Origin of the sequence: Burkholderia sp. S-53 (assembly GCF_025560745.1) — a bacterium.
GTDB lineage: Bacteria > Pseudomonadota > Gammaproteobacteria > Burkholderiales > Burkholderiaceae > Burkholderia > Burkholderia pyrrocinia.
On record NZ_CP090484.1, the window covers coordinates 3,059,783 to 3,076,396 of the forward strand.

Annotated in this window: 15 protein-coding genes; 8 read left to right on the forward strand and 7 right to left on the reverse strand. The window is 66.2% G+C overall.

From position 1 onward, the window contains the following. Positions 1-6 precede the first annotated feature (6 nt). Complete coding sequence (locus LXM88_RS35780) at positions 7-219, forward strand: hypothetical protein (protein ID WP_096475652.1); 213 nt, start codon at positions 7-9, stop codon at positions 217-219. Positions 220-325: 106 nt separating this feature from the next. Here LXM88_RS35780 and LXM88_RS35785 read toward each other — a convergent pair whose 3' ends face one another. Then, positions 326-727: an NUDIX hydrolase gene (locus LXM88_RS35785; protein WP_262544183.1), complete on the reverse strand. Its 402-nt coding sequence runs from the start codon at positions 725-727 to the stop codon at positions 326-328. Between the two features lie 309 nt (positions 728-1,036). Here LXM88_RS35785 and LXM88_RS35790 point away from each other — a divergent pair, with 309 nt between their 5' ends. After that, the gene (locus tag LXM88_RS35790) at positions 1,037-1,261 is read left to right on the forward strand and encodes a hypothetical protein (protein WP_262544184.1); all 225 of its coding nucleotides are present in this window, start codon (positions 1,037-1,039) and stop codon (positions 1,259-1,261) included. Between the two features lie 311 nt (positions 1,262-1,572). Here LXM88_RS35790 and LXM88_RS35795 read toward each other — a convergent pair whose 3' ends face one another. The 4 genes from LXM88_RS35795 to LXM88_RS35810 form a co-directional block, all read right to left on the reverse strand. Further along, complete coding sequence (locus tag LXM88_RS35795) at positions 1,573-1,890, reverse strand: hypothetical protein (protein WP_262544185.1); 318 nt, start codon at positions 1,888-1,890, stop codon at positions 1,573-1,575. Between the two features lie 247 nt (positions 1,891-2,137). Beyond that, a complete protein-coding gene (locus LXM88_RS35800) occupies positions 2,138-2,494 on the reverse strand; it encodes a hypothetical protein (RefSeq protein WP_262544186.1) in 357 nt (118 codons plus the stop codon). A gap of 457 nt (positions 2,495-2,951) precedes the next feature. After that, positions 2,952-4,340, reverse strand: coding sequence for a nucleobase:cation symporter-2 family protein (locus LXM88_RS35805; protein WP_262544187.1), 1,389 nt, complete (start codon positions 4,338-4,340; stop codon positions 2,952-2,954). Between the two features lie 151 nt (positions 4,341-4,491). Continuing rightward, the gene (locus LXM88_RS35810) at positions 4,492-5,439 is read right to left on the reverse strand and encodes a LysR family transcriptional regulator (RefSeq protein WP_262544188.1); all 948 of its coding nucleotides are present in this window, start codon (positions 5,437-5,439) and stop codon (positions 4,492-4,494) included. A gap of 103 nt (positions 5,440-5,542) precedes the next feature. Between LXM88_RS35810 and LXM88_RS35815 the strand changes: the two genes are divergently transcribed. Then, complete coding sequence (locus LXM88_RS35815; RefSeq protein ID WP_262544189.1) at positions 5,543-6,280, forward strand: SDR family oxidoreductase; 738 nt, start codon at positions 5,543-5,545, stop codon at positions 6,278-6,280. 43 nt (positions 6,281-6,323) lie between these two features. Here the strand turns inward: LXM88_RS35815 and LXM88_RS35820 are convergent, their stop codons facing one another. Next, a complete protein-coding gene (locus LXM88_RS35820; RefSeq protein WP_262547091.1) occupies positions 6,324-7,301 on the reverse strand; it encodes a LysR family transcriptional regulator in 978 nt (325 codons plus the stop codon). 133 nt (positions 7,302-7,434) lie between these two features. Between LXM88_RS35820 and LXM88_RS35825 the strand changes: the two genes are divergently transcribed. The 3 genes from LXM88_RS35825 to LXM88_RS35835 all read left to right on the forward strand — a co-directional run bounded on the left by LXM88_RS35825 (position 7,435) and on the right by LXM88_RS35835 (position 9,900). After that, a complete protein-coding gene (locus LXM88_RS35825; RefSeq protein WP_262544190.1) occupies positions 7,435-8,151 on the forward strand; it encodes an SDR family oxidoreductase in 717 nt (238 codons plus the stop codon). 259 nt (positions 8,152-8,410) lie between these two features. Then, positions 8,411-8,746, forward strand: coding sequence for a putative quinol monooxygenase (locus LXM88_RS35830; protein ID WP_262544191.1), 336 nt, complete (start codon positions 8,411-8,413; stop codon positions 8,744-8,746). Beyond that, a complete protein-coding gene (locus LXM88_RS35835; RefSeq protein WP_262544192.1) occupies positions 8,743-9,900 on the forward strand; it encodes an iron-containing alcohol dehydrogenase in 1,158 nt (385 codons plus the stop codon). The genes LXM88_RS35830 and LXM88_RS35835 overlap by 4 nt, the downstream gene beginning before the upstream one ends. 264 nt (positions 9,901-10,164) lie before the next feature. On the opposite strand, the gene LXM88_RS35840 is transcribed toward LXM88_RS35835, so the two are convergent. Beyond that, entirely contained in the window at positions 10,165-12,345 is a 2,181-nt protein-coding gene (locus LXM88_RS35840) for an ornithine decarboxylase (protein WP_262544193.1), read from the reverse strand. Between the two features lie 517 nt (positions 12,346-12,862). Between LXM88_RS35840 and LXM88_RS35845 the strand changes: the two genes are divergently transcribed. Further along, entirely contained in the window at positions 12,863-15,163 is a 2,301-nt protein-coding gene (locus LXM88_RS35845; protein WP_262544194.1) for an Orn/Lys/Arg decarboxylase N-terminal domain-containing protein, read from the forward strand. A gap of 58 nt (positions 15,164-15,221) precedes the next feature. Further along, a complete protein-coding gene (potE, locus tag LXM88_RS35850) occupies positions 15,222-16,607 on the forward strand; it encodes a putrescine-ornithine antiporter (protein ID WP_262544195.1) in 1,386 nt (461 codons plus the stop codon). The last annotated feature ends 7 nt before the right edge of the window (positions 16,608-16,614 follow it).

Consider the following 16,614-nt stretch of genomic DNA (forward strand, 5'->3'; position numbering starts at 1 on the left):
TGCTGCATGAAAAATAAAATCGAAAAGACCGCCGGACCGGTCTGGGGTGTGGCAGCAGGATTGCTTCTCGCTGCCGCAGGACTGAGCCTCGGCATCTTCCCGACGTCCCTGCACGGCTCGGGAACCGCAAACGACTTCATGGCGTCCGGTGCCGCGATGCTGGGCATCTTCCTCGTCGTTTATTCCACGCACGAGTTACGAAGAAGGCGCGCGCACTGAGCGGTCGCGCGGCGCTAATCCACGAAAAAACGACTCGAGCCGGCGACGGCTCGTGACTGCGTTCGTCCTCGAAGCACACGATCCGCACGGGATTTCGTGCGGGCTACTACTCGCGGATTTCGTGGTTATAGACGAGTTCGACGATTCGCTTCGTCGGGATGCTCGCGCGCAATTCGTCGACACCGTCGATGGGAAACCACCTGCATTGCTCGATCTCGTTGTTCGCTTGCGGTGTCTGGTCCGGGCCGACTTCCGCGAAGAACACGTGATGTGCCTTCGCGAGCCCGGTGAACTGCATCGAGTAAACGAGATGCTGGCCGGTCAGGCCGGTTTCTTCGCACAACTCGCGATGCGCGGCTTCGAGCGGCGTTTCCGCGCGCTTGATCGTGCCGCCGGGAAGGGCCCAGCGCGACGACGCGCGCGCGACGAGCAACACCAGGCCGTCGCGGTGGCAGACGATCGTCGCGCGTTCTTTAATGGGTACTTCGGTCGATTGTGGGGAACTCATGGGCTCGGGGGCATGGACACTGGCGAGATTCTAGCCAGTGCTAATCACCGTGCCAAGGCGCATCGGCCGGAACCGCTCGATCATATAAACCGGTTATGTCCAGGGTGACGTATGCGAGCATTGGAAACCGTCGGGAACGGATGCGGATCGGCACCGCAATTGCGCCGATAAGTCAAAGTTGCTCGCAGCGTGCGAATTGCCTGCGAATCGGCCGGAAAAGGCACGTTTACAGGCGGATTCACCCGGCTGTCGGGGCGCATACTTGAGGCCCCAATAACCAGACCGGACACGGCGATGACTACCCTAAGCATGCAAACGATCGTTTGCGGCAAGACCATTCAGGTAGCCCTGATGACCGATACCGGAACGGCCAGCATTTTCGTGATGAACAATGACGACGGTTCCCATCAGCCACAGACCATGAAGGTCCGCCAGTACCTCGATGCCGGCATGACGGATGAGGACGTCGTGCGCCATGTGCTGAATATCGTCGTGGCCTCGATCGAGCGGCGTGGCCAGATGTGGGCGCACTGAACTTCTTCCGAGCGGTCGTCTGCACAGGTCGTGTGCTGTCGCGGTTTGCTCGAAAGGGGATTCGGTCAGGATGGCGAAACGCACGCGACGCAGGTGCAATGCCTGCGATCGGATCGGAAGCAACCAGCGATCGCATCCGCCTGTCGAACGAGGTGCGAACCGCGTTGCGGCGATGCGTTGAGCACGACTGCGTGGCGGATACCGACGACCGAACGCCGGAGCGATCGCGTCCGGATCACTCGTTACGCATTTGAACGCACGACAGGACTTCGACGAAATTCGCAGGCTCGAGTGTCGGGCCTGGAGGCGCGCTACCCTCTGGGGTGTTTCATCTCCTCGGCTTCCATTGCCGCGTTTCGTTCCTCACTCGCGGAAACAGGTTCCATGGCGTCGTCGATCGAGGCCAATGCATACTCGCAGGCCAGCTTCGTTTCCTCGATGTCGGCGTCAGGCTCGTCATCGTCGTTGGGAGGGGGATCGAGCATGTCTCTGAGCATCGTCGCCAGCTCCGGGGTGTCCCATGGTTCGCCCCGTTGTTCCTTTTTCTTGATGTAGTGGCGGATTTCCGCATCCTGCTCGGGTGTCAGCGGAAGGTGCCGAAAGGTGCTGTTTGGGTTGGCATCGATCATGATGTTGCTCCGAAGTCCGGCATGGTCCCGGTTTGGCTGCTTCCCGGAATGCGTACATGCCAGAAAAACGTTAAGGATGACGGACCGACTCGCGAGTGAGGCCGGGTCAAAGCGACTCGCTCGACGGGGCCGGCGCCGCGGCTACTGCGTTCGCCGAGCCGATGCTGCAGCCTGCAATTCGGCATTCAACACGTGTCGGGTCCCGGATCGATGCGCAATCGAATTCCCGGACGTGCGCCGCAGATTCTTATTTGTGCATGTTCGGATCCCGGATTCGATCGAGGCGAGCGAATAGTTCGTTGATCTGGTATTCGAGTACCTTATTGCGCTCAAATCGTGTCCGGAGTGTGTCGAGCTTGACTCGCCAATACGCCGGATCGCTCACCAGCGATCGGTTGGTAAAGGCGTCGTGTGTCTGCTCGAGCAGTTCGATCGCTCCCCTAATATGAGCCAGTTCGCGCTCCACATCGCAGTACCAGCTCATTTTGATCCACTCCCGGTTATGGTTCAATTCCTGGCTTGCTGCGCGGCGAGAGCGTGCGATTTCACTCGAAAGCCGCCGCACGGGCCGATTTCGAGCGATGTTGTCGTCGGTGCCCTGCACGCAAAATCCCGACCACCGTGTCGAGGCCGCCGTCGTCGTCATGCGGCCGGCGGGTCTGCGCCGTCACATGGAGCAAGTGCGCGGACAAGCGTCGAAGCCGCGATGGAAATGCACGCTCATGACGAGCTTCTGAACGTTCGGTTGCGACGAATCGCAGGACGAACGCGTCCGGCCAGTATCGCCAGTGTGTGGCGCCACGGGTGGGGCGAAAGGCGTAACGCTGCGTGCGAAAGTGAGCGCGCGGCAGCAAGAGAGGAGATGGAGGGCGAGCAGTCGAACGGGGCGCGAATGCTCGGATGAGTTCATCATACGCGCGTCGTTCGTCGGGTGCGCATCTTATTTCGGGCGATGCGGATTGCTGCTGGTACGAGGCTGTCAGGCGCGGTCGGGTTGAACCGATGTTCATGGCAACCGACGCGGTGCCTGATGCACCGCGCGGTTGCCGCGCGTCCCATCCTTACTTCTTTTCCGGCAGGAACCAGTTCATCACGAGCGCGCAGATGCCGCCCGTTGCGACGCCCGATTCCAGCACGTTCTTCAGCGCGTGCGGCAGGCTGTTCAGGATGTCCGGCACCTGCGACACGCCGAGGCCGAGCGCCAGCGACACCGCGATGATCAGCAGCGCGCGGCGATCGAGCTGGACGCCCGCGAGAATGTTGATGCCCGATGCGGCCACTGCGCCGAACATCACCATCGCCGCACCGCCGAGCACCGGCTCCGGCACGGCCTGCAGCACGCCGGCGACGACCGGGAACAGGCCGAGCACCACGAGCATGCCCGCGATCCAGATGCCGACATGGCGGCTCGCGACGCCGGTGATCTGGATCACGCCGTTGTTCTGAGCGAACACGGAACTCGGGAACGTATTGAACACACCGGCCAGCAGCGAGTTCGCGCCGTTGACGAGCACGCCGCCCTTGATTCGTTGCATCCACACCGACCCCTCGACCGGCTCGTTCGAGATCTTGCTGGTGGCCGTGACGTCGCCGATCGCTTCGAGCGACGTGACGAGGTAGATGATCAGCATCGGCACGAACAGCGACCACGAGAATCCGATGCCGAAGTGCAGCGGCGTCGGAACCTGGAACAGCGCGGCCTGGTGCATGCCGGTGAAGTCGAGGCGGCCGAGGAACGCGGCCGCGAGGTAGCCGATCACGAGCGCGATGACGAGCGCGGTGCTGCGCACCCAGACGATCGGCACGCGGTTCAGCAGGATGATCGTCCCGAGCACGAGGCCGGACAGCGTCAGGTTCTCCGCGCTCGCGAACGTACCCTTGGCCATCGCGCCAAAGCCGCCGCCCATGCTGATGAGGCCGACCTTGATCAGCGTGAGGCCGATCAGCAGCACGACGATGCCGGTGACGAGCGGCGTGATCAGGCGCTTCACGAACGGCAGGATGCGCGACACGCCCATCTCGATGAACGAACCGGCCATCACGACGCCGAAGATCGCGGCCATCACGGTTTCGACCGGCGTGCCCTGCTTGACCATCAGGCTGCCGCCCGCGATCAGCGGGCCGACGAAGTTGAAGCTGGTGCCCTGGACGATCAGCAGGCCGGCGCCCAGCGGGCCGAAGCGCTTGCACTGGACGAAGGTGGCGATGCCGGAAATCACCAGCGACATCGACACGATCAGGGTCGTATCGCGGCTGGACACGCCGAGCGCCTGGCAGATCAGCAGGCCGGGCGTGACGATCGGCACGATGATCGCCAGCAGGTGCTGCAGCGCGGCGACGAAAGCGACCATCGGCGCCGGCCGGTCGTTCGGGCCGTAGACGAGGTCGCGGGCCGGTTCTGCGGCGTCGGCGCCGTGGGAGGCGGGTTGGGCGTGGGAGGCGGGTTGCATGGCGAGCGGGCCGGACAAGGTGGAAAGTGCGGCATTTTAGCCGAAGGGCCCGCCGGCGCCGCCGCGGCGCGCTGCAATGGCGGGGATTCGACGGGGCGGGGAAACGGCGACGGATCGGCGCCCGGCCGACCGTGACCGTGGCGGCGGTCGGTCAGCGGGCCTGTCGCGATGCGGCTGCGGCTGTCATCGTCGTCGCGCTGAACCCGGGCAGTTCCGGAATCCGCTGCGCCATGAACTGCAGGAACGTGCGGGTCCTGAGCGGCAGATGCCGGCGCGACGCGTACGCGAGGTGCAGCGCATGCGGCGGAACCATGTCCCACTTCGGCAGCAGCCGGACGAGCCGCCCGGTGTCGATCAGGTCCTGAACGAGCCACGCCGGCGCGCTGCCCACCGCGTTCCCGGCCAGGAAGCATTCCCGCAGCGCGATCGAGCTGTTCACGCGATACCGGCCGTGTACCGGAACGGCGATTTTCTCGTCGCCCCGCACAAATTCCAGTTCGCTGCCGATGATGTCCGCGCGTGCGTATCCGACATACTCGTGCTTCGCCAGGTCTTCCGGCCGGCGGATCCTCGGCGCCTGCGACACATACGCGGGCGCGGCCACCAGCAGGCGCGGCGACGACGCGATGTTGCGTGCGACGACATCCGGCGGCAGCATGTGGCCGAGGCGAATGGCGACATCGACGCCTTCCTCGACCAGATCGATCACACGATCGGTCAAATGAAGCTCGACGTCGATCTCCGGCCACGCGGCGAGGAATTCGAGCACGAGCGCGTTCAGCCTCAACTCGCCCAGCCCCAGCGGCGCATTGACGACCAGCTTGCCGACCGGCCGCAGCGTTTGCCCGCGCACCTCGGCCACCGCGCTTTCGTATTCGTCGAGCACGCGCTTGCAGCGGTCGTAGAACCGCCGGCCTTCGTCGGTCGGCGCGAGGCTCGTCGTCGAGCGTTCGAGCAGGCGAACGCCCAGTTCCTGTTCGAACGCGGCGACGATCTTGCTGATCGTCGGCTGGCCGGTGCCTTCCTCGCGAGCGACCGCCGAAAAATTGCCCAGCTCGATGGCGCGGACAAACACGCGCATGGATCGCAGCGAATCCATCTTATTCTCTTATGGAATGAACCCTATGCAAGTCTCCCATGTTCCCGCGTAATAGAGAATGACCTAACGTTGGCGAACCTTCAATCCCTGATGAGGAATCGACATGAACGAGGCACTGCAATCTTCGACACTGGACGGCGCGCACGTCGTGATATTCGGCGCGAGCTCCGGAATCGGCCTCGCGGCCGCGGTGGCCGTGAAGGCGAGGGGCGCCGCTGTCACGCTGGTCGGCCGGACACGTGCGAAGCTCGAGGCCGCCGCGCAGACGATCGGCGGCGCGCGCATCGCGGTGGCCGATATCGCGGACCGGCACGCGGTGCAGGCCGTATTCGACGCGATGACGCGCGTCGATCACCTGGTCGTCACGGCCGGCCGGTTCATCGCCGGCAAGCTGAGCGACACCGATCCCGATCATCTGCTCGCCGCGATACAGGAGCGCATTGCCGGGCCGGTCTACGCGATCCGGGCCGCGCTGCCGTTGATGCCCGCGACCGGCTCGATCGTGCTGACCGGCGGGCAACTGTCGGATCGACCGTCCGCGCAAGGCACGTCCGTGATTGCCGCCGCCGTGCGTGGCGTCGAAGCGCTGGCGCAGTCGCTCGCGCTGGAACTTAAGCCGATTCGCGTCAACGTCGTCGCGCCCGGTTTCGTCGAGACGCCGCTGTACGACGCGTTCGGCCCGGAAGCGCGCGACGCGATCCTCGCGGGAGCCGCATCGGCGCTGCCGGGCGGCCGTGTCGGTCGCGCCGACGAAGTCGAGGAGGCGATCGCGTTCCTGCTGGGCAACGGCTTCATGAATGCCGAAATCCTGCACATCGACGGCGGCGGCCGGCTGGTCTGAGCCGCACGCGTTGCGTGGGCCGGCTTCGGGTATTTGCGCGGCGTCAGCCGGCCGTGCGGGTTTTCTTGCTGCGCGCCGGTGCGCGTGGCGCGGGGGAATCCGGATACGCGCGCTGGCAGACCGCAATGACCACGTCGCGCAGGCGCCGATGAGCGGGGTCGCCGTGCATGCGCGGATGCCACAGCGCGGAGACGAGGATCGCGGGCAGGCGGACCGGGATCTCGAAGCTGCGCAGCCCGAGGGTTTCCGCGAGCCCCGGCGAGTACGCGTTGCCGAGGCACGAGCGCGGCACCAGCGCGATCAGGTCGGTGCTGGCCGCGACACGCATGGCATCGGGGTAGCCGGGGACGACGACGTGCACGGTCTGGCCCGGGCCGGACCGGTCGGTCGAGTCGCCGGCCGGTCCGCTGAAATCGCCGAGCTGCGATGCGATCACTTGACGGCAGGCCGCATAGCGCGCGGGCGTGATCCTGGCCGACGCGAACAGCGGATGTCCGGCGCGCGCCACCGCGACGTACCAGTCGTGACCGAGCATGCGTGTGTGCAGCTCGGGCGCGTCGTCGCCGCGCTTGCCGATTTCCAGATCGACGGTGCCGTCGCGCAGCGCTTGCGGATCGCGGTCGGGCTTGGGCACGAAGCGGATGCGCACGTGCGGTGCGATTTCGCCGATCGCGGCGACCACCGGGCCGGACAGCATCTCCATGAACGACGCCGACGCGCGAATGGTGAACGTGGAGTTAAGCGTCGCCATGTCCACGTCGGTCGTCGCCGGCCGCAGCACGGCGCGCGCGTCGCTCGCAATCGCATGCACGCGGTCGCGCAATGCGGCCGCGTGCGGCGTCGGCGCGAGCTTGCGCCCGGCGCGCACGAGCAATTGATCGCCGGTGGAAAGCCGCAGCCGCGTGAGCGTGCGGCTCATGGCGGACGTGCTCAGGCCAAGCCGGCGCGCGGCGCCCGTCACGCTGCCTTCCGACAGCAGCGCGTCGAGTGCGGTAACGAGGTTCAGGTCGATGTCTTCCATGCGGACAGGATACGCCACTGCGCGATCTGGCATGGCGTTTGGTGCAACTATCGATTGCATTCGGTGCGTCTGGTGCATGGTTCGGTGCGTGCCTATAGTGGGCGCATCATGAAACCCGGCAAAGGCGGAAACCATGCAATCGACTGTATCGACCCCGAACGCACCCACGCTCCTGCTCGTCGCCGCGTCGCGCGGCCTCGGGCTTGCCATGGCGGAGCAATTCCTGAACCAGGGCTGGAACGTAACGGGTACCGTGCGCGAAGGATCGGGGCGCACGAAGCTGCACGACCTGGCCGACCGGTTCGACGGCCGGCTCGGGATCGAGACGCTCGATATCTGCGAGCCGGCGCAACTGGCCGCGCTGCGCGAGCGCCTGTCGGGCAGGCGCTTCGACATGCTGTTCGTGAATGCGGGGACGACGAACGACCCGAACGAAACGATCGGCGAAGTGACGACCGACGAGTTCGTGCGCGTGATGATCACGAACGCGCTTGCGCCGATGCGCGTGATCGAGGTGCTGCAGGATCTCGTGCCCGGGGACGGCCTGATCGGCGCGATGTCGTCGGGGCAGGGCAGCGTCGCGAACAACGTCAGCGGGATGCGCGAGGTCTATCGCGGCAGCAAGGCTGCGCTGAACCAGTTCATGCGCAGTTTCGCGGCGCGCCAGGCCGAGACGCGGCGTGCGATGGCGCTGATGGCGCCCGGCTGGGTCCGCACGGAGCTCGGCGGGCCCGATGCACGCCTGACCATCGACGAGAGCGTGCCGAGCCTCGTCGACGTGCTGATCGCGAAGCGGGTGCGCCCAGGGCTGGAATACCTCGATTATCTGGGGCGGACGGTGCCGTGGTAGTCGTCGGCGTACGGCGTATCGGCCGGCCGGTGACGAAACGGCTCGCCGTGAGTGCGCTGCGAGATTCGACATGTCGTTCGCAGTCCGGCCGCGGCGCCAGGCGGCACTACGGGGCACTGCGAACGTAGCGCCGATTCAATACAATGCAACGACGCGCCTGCGATACCGGTATCGCGGCATCGCGTTCGAATCCGTCCGGGGCGCAGCACATTGCGTGCGTCCCCGTCGCGACGGGCACTTGCCAGACACGGAGCACTGCATGAACGAACCTTACCTGCAGGTCATCGCGCATTTCTTCGCGAAGCCCGGCAACGGCGACCGCGTGATCGAGCTGCTCGCGGAACTTGCGCCCGCGACGCGCACCGAGCCGAAGAATCTCGACTACGCGTATTTCCGGTCGCCGACGGACCCCGACCACATCGTGATCCTCGAACGTTACAGCCACGCGGACGGCCTCGACGTGCATCGGGATACGCCGCATTTCCAGCGCATCGGGATCGGGGCAATCTTTCCACTGCTCGATCGCCGCGACGTGTCGCGCTACATGGTGCAGCCCGACACCGGCACGGCGACGCCACCGGGAGACACCCGATGAACCCGTTTCAATTCCGTACCGTTCCGACCCAGATCGTCGAGTTCGGCGCCGCGCGCCGGCTCGGCGCGTTGTTGCGCGATCGCTTTCCGGCGCTTGTGCGGCTGTGCGTGGTCACCGATGCGTTCCTGCATCGCAGCGGGGTGCTCGCGCCCGCACTGGAGAGCCTCGCCGCGCACGGCTGGCAGGTCACCGTGATCGACGACGTGATCGCCGATCCGCCCGAGCACGTGGTGCTCGAAGCGACCGCGCGGGCCGTCGCGGCCGATGCCGAGATCGTGCTCGGCCTGGGCGGCGGTTCGTCGATGGACGTCGCGAAGCTGATCGCGGTGCTCGCGCCGGGGCAGCAGGCGCTGGCCGACATGTACGGCGTCGACAAGGTCGCGAGCGCACGGCTGCCGCTCGTACAGATGCCGACGACGGCCGGCACGGGCTCCGAAGTGACGGCCGTGTCGATCGTCACGGTCGGCGAGGCGCGCAAGATGGGCGTCGTGTCGCCGCACCTGTTCGCGGACGTCGCGATCCTCGACGCCGAGCTGACGCTCGGCCTGCCGCGTGCGGCGACCGCCGCGACGGGCATCGATGCAATGGTGCATGCGATCGAAGCCTATACGTCGGCGCGGCTGAAGAATCCGGTGTCCGACATGCTGGCCGTGCACGCGCTGACGCTGCTGTCGCGCAACCTGCTCGCGGCCTGCGACGACGGCCACGACCGGCACGCGCGCGAGGCGATGCTGGTCGGCGCGATGTTCGCCGGGCAGGCGTTCGCGAACGCGCCGGTCGCGGCCGTGCATGCGCTGGCCTATCCGGTCGGCGGGATCTTCCACGTGCCGCACGGGCTGTCGAATGCGCTCGTGCTGCCGCACGTGCTGCGCTTCAACGCGCCGGCCGCCGCGCCGCTGTATGCGGAACTCGCGGCGATCGTCGCGCCGTCGGCGACGGGCAGCGACGAAGCGAGGACGCATGCGCTGATCGCGGAGATCGACCGGCTGATCGTCGCGACGGGCATCCCGCGCACGCTGCGCGAAGTCGGCATCGGCGAGGGCGACCTGGCGAGGATGGCGTCGGACGCGATGCTGCAGACGCGCCTGCTCGTGAACAATCCGCGCGAGGTGACGGAGGCCGACGCGCTGGCAATCTATCGGCAGGCGTGGTGACGCGGCGGGCGTGAATCGCGGTGAGCTGGCCGGCAGGATGCCGACACCGATGTTTTCGGCGACGCCGGCCAGCAGAGAGACGCGAATGTCCAACGCAACCCCCTCCCGTGCGCCCGACGCGACGGCGCCGGGCAGGGGCGGGGCCGCATCGGATCGAATCGACGGATGGGTTTCGACGCGACGCCTCGGTTGTCGCGGAATGCAGGACGCGACCGCAGGGCCGGCCCGTGCGCCAAGCGCCGCACGGGCCGGGCACCGACGCGGTCAGGCCAGCGCCGCGCGCGCGTGGTCGACCACCACGTACGCCGATGCCTGCTTCGTGCCGTCCGGCTTCGTCTGCAGGTAGACGCCCTGGATTTCCGGTTCGAAGCCCGGCAGTGCGTTGATCCCGGCTTCGAGCGCGCGGAAATAGTCGAGCGCCGGGCCGCCCCACGTTTCGCCGGGCACCACGCAGAAGATGCCGGGCGGATAGGGCAGCGCGCCTTCGGTCGCGATCCGGCCTTCGATGCGGTCGAGCGTGACGAGCTCGACGTTGTTGCGGATCAGCTCGGCATTCGCGGCCTGCGGCAGCATCGCCTGCTTCGGGAACTGCGCGCGGCGGAACATCTGCTTCTGCAGATGCTTCATGTCGTGGCTGCGGTAGAAGTCGTGCATGCGCTGGCACAACTGCCGCAGGCGCATGTTGCCGTACAGCTCCGGATACGCTTCGCACAACGACGGGATCGCTTCGCGCAGCGGCGTGTCCTGGTCGAGATGGCGTTCGAACTGCGCGAGGTGCGCGACCAGATGCTGCAGCTTGCCGAAGCTTTCCGACGGCGTGAGCAGGAACAGGATCGTGTACAGGTCGGCCTTTTCGGGCACGACGCCGTGCTCGCGCAGGTAGCGCGCGAGGATCGGCGCCGGCGCGCCGAATGGCGCGTATTCGTGCGTGTCGCGATCGATGCCGGGCGTCGTCAGCAGCAGCTTGCACGGATCGACGAAGTACTGGTTGTCCGCATAACCTTCGAAACCGTGCCACGTGTCGGCCGGATGGAAGCGGAAGAAGCGCAGGTCGTCGACGATCTGCTCGGTCGGGTAGTCGGCCCACGGGCGGCCGTCGACGTGCTGCGGAACGAACGGGCGGATCTGGCGGCAGGTCTTCAGCAGCAGCTTGCGCGCGTCGACGCCGTGCGCGACGCAGTCGCGCCACAGGCGCTTGCCGGCCGGCCCCGCGTGCATTTGCGCGTTGACGTCGAGCGCCGCGAACATCGGGTAGAACGGGCTCGTCGACGCATGGATCATGTACGCGTTGTTGAAGCGCCGGTGATCGCAGAAGCGCTTCTGGCCTTCGATGTGGCTGTCCTTCTTGTGGATCTGCGACGTCTGCGAGAAGCCGGCCTGCTGCTTGTGCACCGACTGCGTGACGAGGATGCCGGGATCGTCGGGGCCGAGCGTCAGCATCAGCGGCGAGCAGTCCTGCATCATCGGGATGAACTGCTCGTAGCCGACCCATGCCGAATCGAACAGGATGTAGTCGCACAGATGCCCGATCCGGTCGACGATTTCCCGCGCGTTGTAGATCGTGCCGTCATAGGTGCCGAGCTGGATCACCGCGAGCCGGAACGGGCGCGGCTGGTCGGCGCGCTCGGGTGCGACGTCGCGGATCGCGTCGCGAATGCGCGCTTCGTCGAGCGCCGCGTTGTCGACGCCGCCGATGAGGCCCCACGCGTTGCGCGCGGTCTCGAGATAGACCGGCCGCGCGCCGGACAGCACGAGCGCGCCGAGGTGCACCGACTTGTGATTGTTGCGGTCGAACAGCACGAGATCGTCGGGTGCGAGCAGTGCGCTCGTGACGACCTTGTTCGACGTCGACGTGCCGTTCAGCACGAACCAGGTCTTGTCCGCGTTGTAGATCCGCGCGGCGTTGCGCTGCGCTTCGAGCGCGGGGCCTTCGTGGATCAGCAGGTCGCCGAGCCGGACGTCCGCGTTGCAGAGGTCGGAGCGAAACAGCGTTTCGCCGAAGAAGTCAAAGAACACCCGGCCGAGCGGATGACTCGAGAAGAACTGGCCGCCCTGGTGGCCAGGGCAGTCGAACTCGACGTAGCCGCGCTGCACGTATTCGCGCATGACCTTGAAGAACGGCGGCAGCAGGTTCTCGCTGTAGATATCGGCGGCGGCTGAAATCTGCCGGCCGTAGTAGTGGCGGCCGCCGTGCCCGAGCTGGATCACGCCGCTCGCGCTCGGCAGGACCGACGGCGGCACTTCCTGGTCGGGTTCGACCGCGACGAAGAACGGAATCGCGAAGCCGGTTCTTTCGACGGCTTTCAGAACCTTCTGTGCCGAATCGATTCCGACGACGATTGCCGCGATATTCGTGAAATCGGTCTGAAATACGTCGACCTGTTCGTGCGTGGTGAGGAAGGCGCCAATCAGCGCCGGCTCGACTGCGATTTTCAACAGGCTCACGCAAATTCTCCCGAAAATGTGCGGAAGCGGGCGCGGCATTCGTGCCGGTACGCAATCCATGCGTAATCCGGCATGCGCCGCAGCCGATTCAAATGCTCCCGCGAATGCTGAATGCTGAATGCCGAATGCGCCTCGCGCCAGCTGGCCTTGCGCGGCGGGGTGCAGGCGCCGCCGGTCAGCGCACGGCGCAGCCGATCCTAGCAATAAAACCCGGCGACTTCAATCGACCGGAAATGACAAGGTCATTGCAGGATGAGAATGATCAAGTTATCTCGAATTTAAATGCTGCGGCGCACATAAAAATGATCAAATCATGAAATCCGCTTTGAAAGCGACCGACGGTTTCGCCGAATCGGCTGCTTTTCATTGAAAGTCGTCTATGGCATAGTCGGCAGCGAATTGGATGGCGAATCAAACCGGAATTGCGAGCGTCTCATGTCGCCGACCGTGGCCAGCTGTCCGCGTGCTCGTGAGACGAACAACCCCAACGAAGCAACGGAACAACGAGGGCAACATCATGAATACGTCCGCCGGTGGCATCCGTCGTCTCGGCATGCGTGCGCTGCTGGTCGACGACGAGATCACGCAGGAAACGGCAACGGGGCGCGCGGTCCGCACGCTGAGCGCGGAGCTCGTGCAACGCGACATCGACGTGCTCACGGCGACCTCCGCTGACGATGCGATCGTGCTGATCCGCTCCGATCCGTCGATCCAGTGCGTGCTGCTCGACTGGGATCTCGGCGTGGACGGCCACGGGCCGTCCGAGGCCGTGGTCGATGCGATCCGGCAGCGCAATGCCAACGTGCCGATCTTCCTGCTGGCCGACCGCAGCGTCGCGTCGTCGGTGCCGTCCGCGGTGATGGGCAAGGTCGACGATTTCGTCTGGCTGCTCGAGGATACGGCCGACTTCATCGGCGGGCGTATCCACGCGGCGATCGAACGCTATCGCTCGACCGTGCTGCCGCCGATGTTCGGCGCACTCGCGAAGTTCTCGCGCGTCTACGAATACTCGTGGCATACGCCCGGCCACACAGGCGGCACGGGCTTCCTGAAGTCGCCGGTCGGCCGCGCGTTCTTCGAATACTTCGGCGAAGCGCTGTTCCGCTCCGACCTGTCGATCTCGGTCGGCGAACTCGGCTCGCTGCTCGACCACTCGGGCCCGATCGGCGACAGCGAGCGCTACGCGGCGCGCGTGTTCGGCGCGCATCGCACGTATCACGTGACGAACGGCTCGTCGACGTCGAACCGCATCATCCTGATGGCGAGCGTGAGCCGCGACCAGATCGCGCTGTGCGACCGCAACTGCCACAAGTCGGCCGAGCATGCGATGACGATGTCGGGTGCGATTCCGACCTACCTCGTGCCGACGCGCAACCGCTACGGGATCATCGGGCCGATCGCGTCCGAGCGCCTCACGCAGGCGGCGATCCGCGAGGCGATCGCATCGAACCCGCTCGCGGCCGGGCTGGCCGATCGCCAGCCGAAGCACGCGATCGTCACGAACTCGACTTACGACGGCCTTTGCTACAACGTCACGCGCGTCGAGGAACTGCTCGGCGCGAGCGTCGACCGCCTGCACTTCGACGAAGCGTGGTACGGCTATGCGCGCTTCAACCCGATCTACCGCGACCGCCATGCAATGCACGGCGACCCGCGCGACCATCATGCGGACCGGCCCACGGTGTTCGCGACGCAGTCGACGCACAAGCTGCTGACCGCGCTGTCGCAGGCGTCGTACATCCACGTGCGCGACGGCCGCAGCCCGATTCCGCATGGCCAGTTCAACGAAACGTTCATGATGCATGCGTCGACGTCGCCGAACTACGCGATCATCGCGTCGAACGACGTCGCGGCTGCGATGATGGACGGCCCCGGCGGCGAAGCGCTGACGCGCGAGTCGATCGACGAGGCCGTCGCGTTCCGGCAGATGATCGCGCGGATGAATGCCGAGTACGCGGCGAAGGGCGACTGGTTCGTCGAATGCTGGCAGCCCGATACGGTGCTCGACACGCGCACGGGCCGGTCGCTGCCGTTCCACGAGGCGCCGCCGGACCTGCTCGCCACCGACCCGCGGTGCTGGATGCTGAAACCCGGCGCGCAATGGCACGGCTTCGGCAATATCGAGGACGGCTACTGCATGCTCGACCCGATCAAGGTGTCGATCGTCACGCCGGGCGTCGCGCCGGCCGGCGGCCTGATGCCGGTCGGCATTCCGGCCAGCGTGTTGACCGCCTATCTCGATGCGCGCGGGATCGTCGTCGAGAAGACGACCGACTTCACGATCCTGTTCCTGTTCTCGATCGGCATCACGAAGGGCAAGTGGGGCTCGCTCGTCAGCGCGCTGTGCGACTTCAAGCGCGACTACGATGCGAACCTGCCGCTCGACATGGCGATTCCGTCGCTCGTGAAGGAACACGGCGCGCGTTACGCGGGCATGGGGCTGAAGGACCTGGCCGACACGATGTTCGCGGCGATGGAGCAGCTCGGCACGACGCGGCTGATGTCGGAGGCGTTCTCGATCCTGCCGAAGCCGGAGATGAGCCCGGTGCGCGCATACGAGCATCTCGTGCAGGGCCGCGTCGAGCAGGTCACGCTCGACGAGCTGGCCGGGCGCACGGTCGCCACCGGTGTCGTGCCGTATCCGCCGGGCATTCCGCTGCTGATGCCGGGCGAGAACGCGGGACCGGCAGGCGGCCCGGTGCTCGGCTACCTGAAGGCGCTCGAGGCGTACGACCGGCGCTTTCCGGGCTTCGCGCACGACACGCACGGCGTGGAAGTCGAGGACGGCACGTACCGCGTGTACTGCCTGACGGCCTGAGCAACCGGACGAACGAGCGACCGGCCGCGCGGCGGCCCCACATCGAAGGATCGACATCATGGAAAACGCAGCGCGCCTATCCGACGCGGCCCCGGCGGCCGCGCCGAAGAACCGGATGAATGTCTGGCAGCTCACCATCCTCACGGCAGTCAACATGATGGGCTCCGGCATCATCCTGCTGCCGTCGAAGCTCGCGCAGGTCGGCACGATCTCGCTGCTGTCGTGGATCGTCACGGCTGGCGGCTCGCTTGCGCTGGCCTATGCGTTCGCGCGCTGCGGGATGTTGAGCCGCAAGCCGGGCGGGATGGGCGGCTACGCGGAATACGCGTTCGGCAAGGCCGGCAACTACATGGCGAACTACACGTACGGGCTGTCGCTCGTGATCGCCAACGTCGCGATCGGCGTCACGGCGGTCGGTTACGGCACCGTGCTGTTCGATGCGACGCTGTCGCCGCTGCAGACGGGCCTGTGGACGATCTTCCTGCTCGTGCTCACGACGGTCGCGAACTTCGGCGGCTCGCGCATCACCGGCCGGATCGGCGCGGTGACCGTGTGGGGCGTGATCATTCCGGTCGTCGTCGTGTCGCTGATCGGCTGGTTCTGGTTCAGCGGCGCGACCTGGGGCGCCGCGTGGAATCCGCACAACCTGCCGTTCGGGCCGGCCGTCGGCGGCTCGATCGCGGTGACGCTGTGGGCGTTCCTCGGGCTCGAATCCGCGTGCGCGAACTCGGACGCGGTGGAGAACCCGGAGCGCAACGTGCCGATCGCGGTGCTCGGCGGCACGATCGCATCGGCGATCTTCTACATCGTGTCGACCAACGTGATCGCGGGGATCGTGCCCAACGCGATCCTTGCGCAATCGAACGCGCCGTTCGGCATCGCGTTCGCGACGATGTTCACGCCGACGGTCGGCACGATCGTCACCGCGCTGATGGTGATCGCGTGCATCGGCTCGCTGCTCGGCTGGCAGTTCACGGTCGCGCAGGTGTTCAAGAGCTCGGCGGACGTCGGCTACTTCCTGCCGGTGTTCGGGCGCGCGACGCGCACCGGCACGCCGATCGTCGGCATGGTGATCCTGCTGGTCGCGCAGGTCGCGCTGGCGCTGATGACGATCAGCCCGGAATTGAGCAGCCAGTTCCAGAAGATCGTCGATCTCGCGGTCGTCACGAACCTCGTGCCGTACGTGATGTCGATGGCCGCGCTGATCACGATCCAGAAGGTCGCGAAGGTGCCGCCGGCCAAGGCGCTGCTGACGAACGTGATCGCGATGGTCGCCACCGCGTACAGCTTCTATGCGCTGTTCAGCTCGGGCGAGCAGGCGCTGATGCTCGGCGGCCTGTGCGTGTTCCTGGGCTGGACGCTGTTCGGCTTTGTCAGCGCGCGCTTCTACCAGATGGAAGTCGACGCGCACGTGAAGGAGCCGGGGAAGTCGCTGCAGGCGTGAGCGCGGA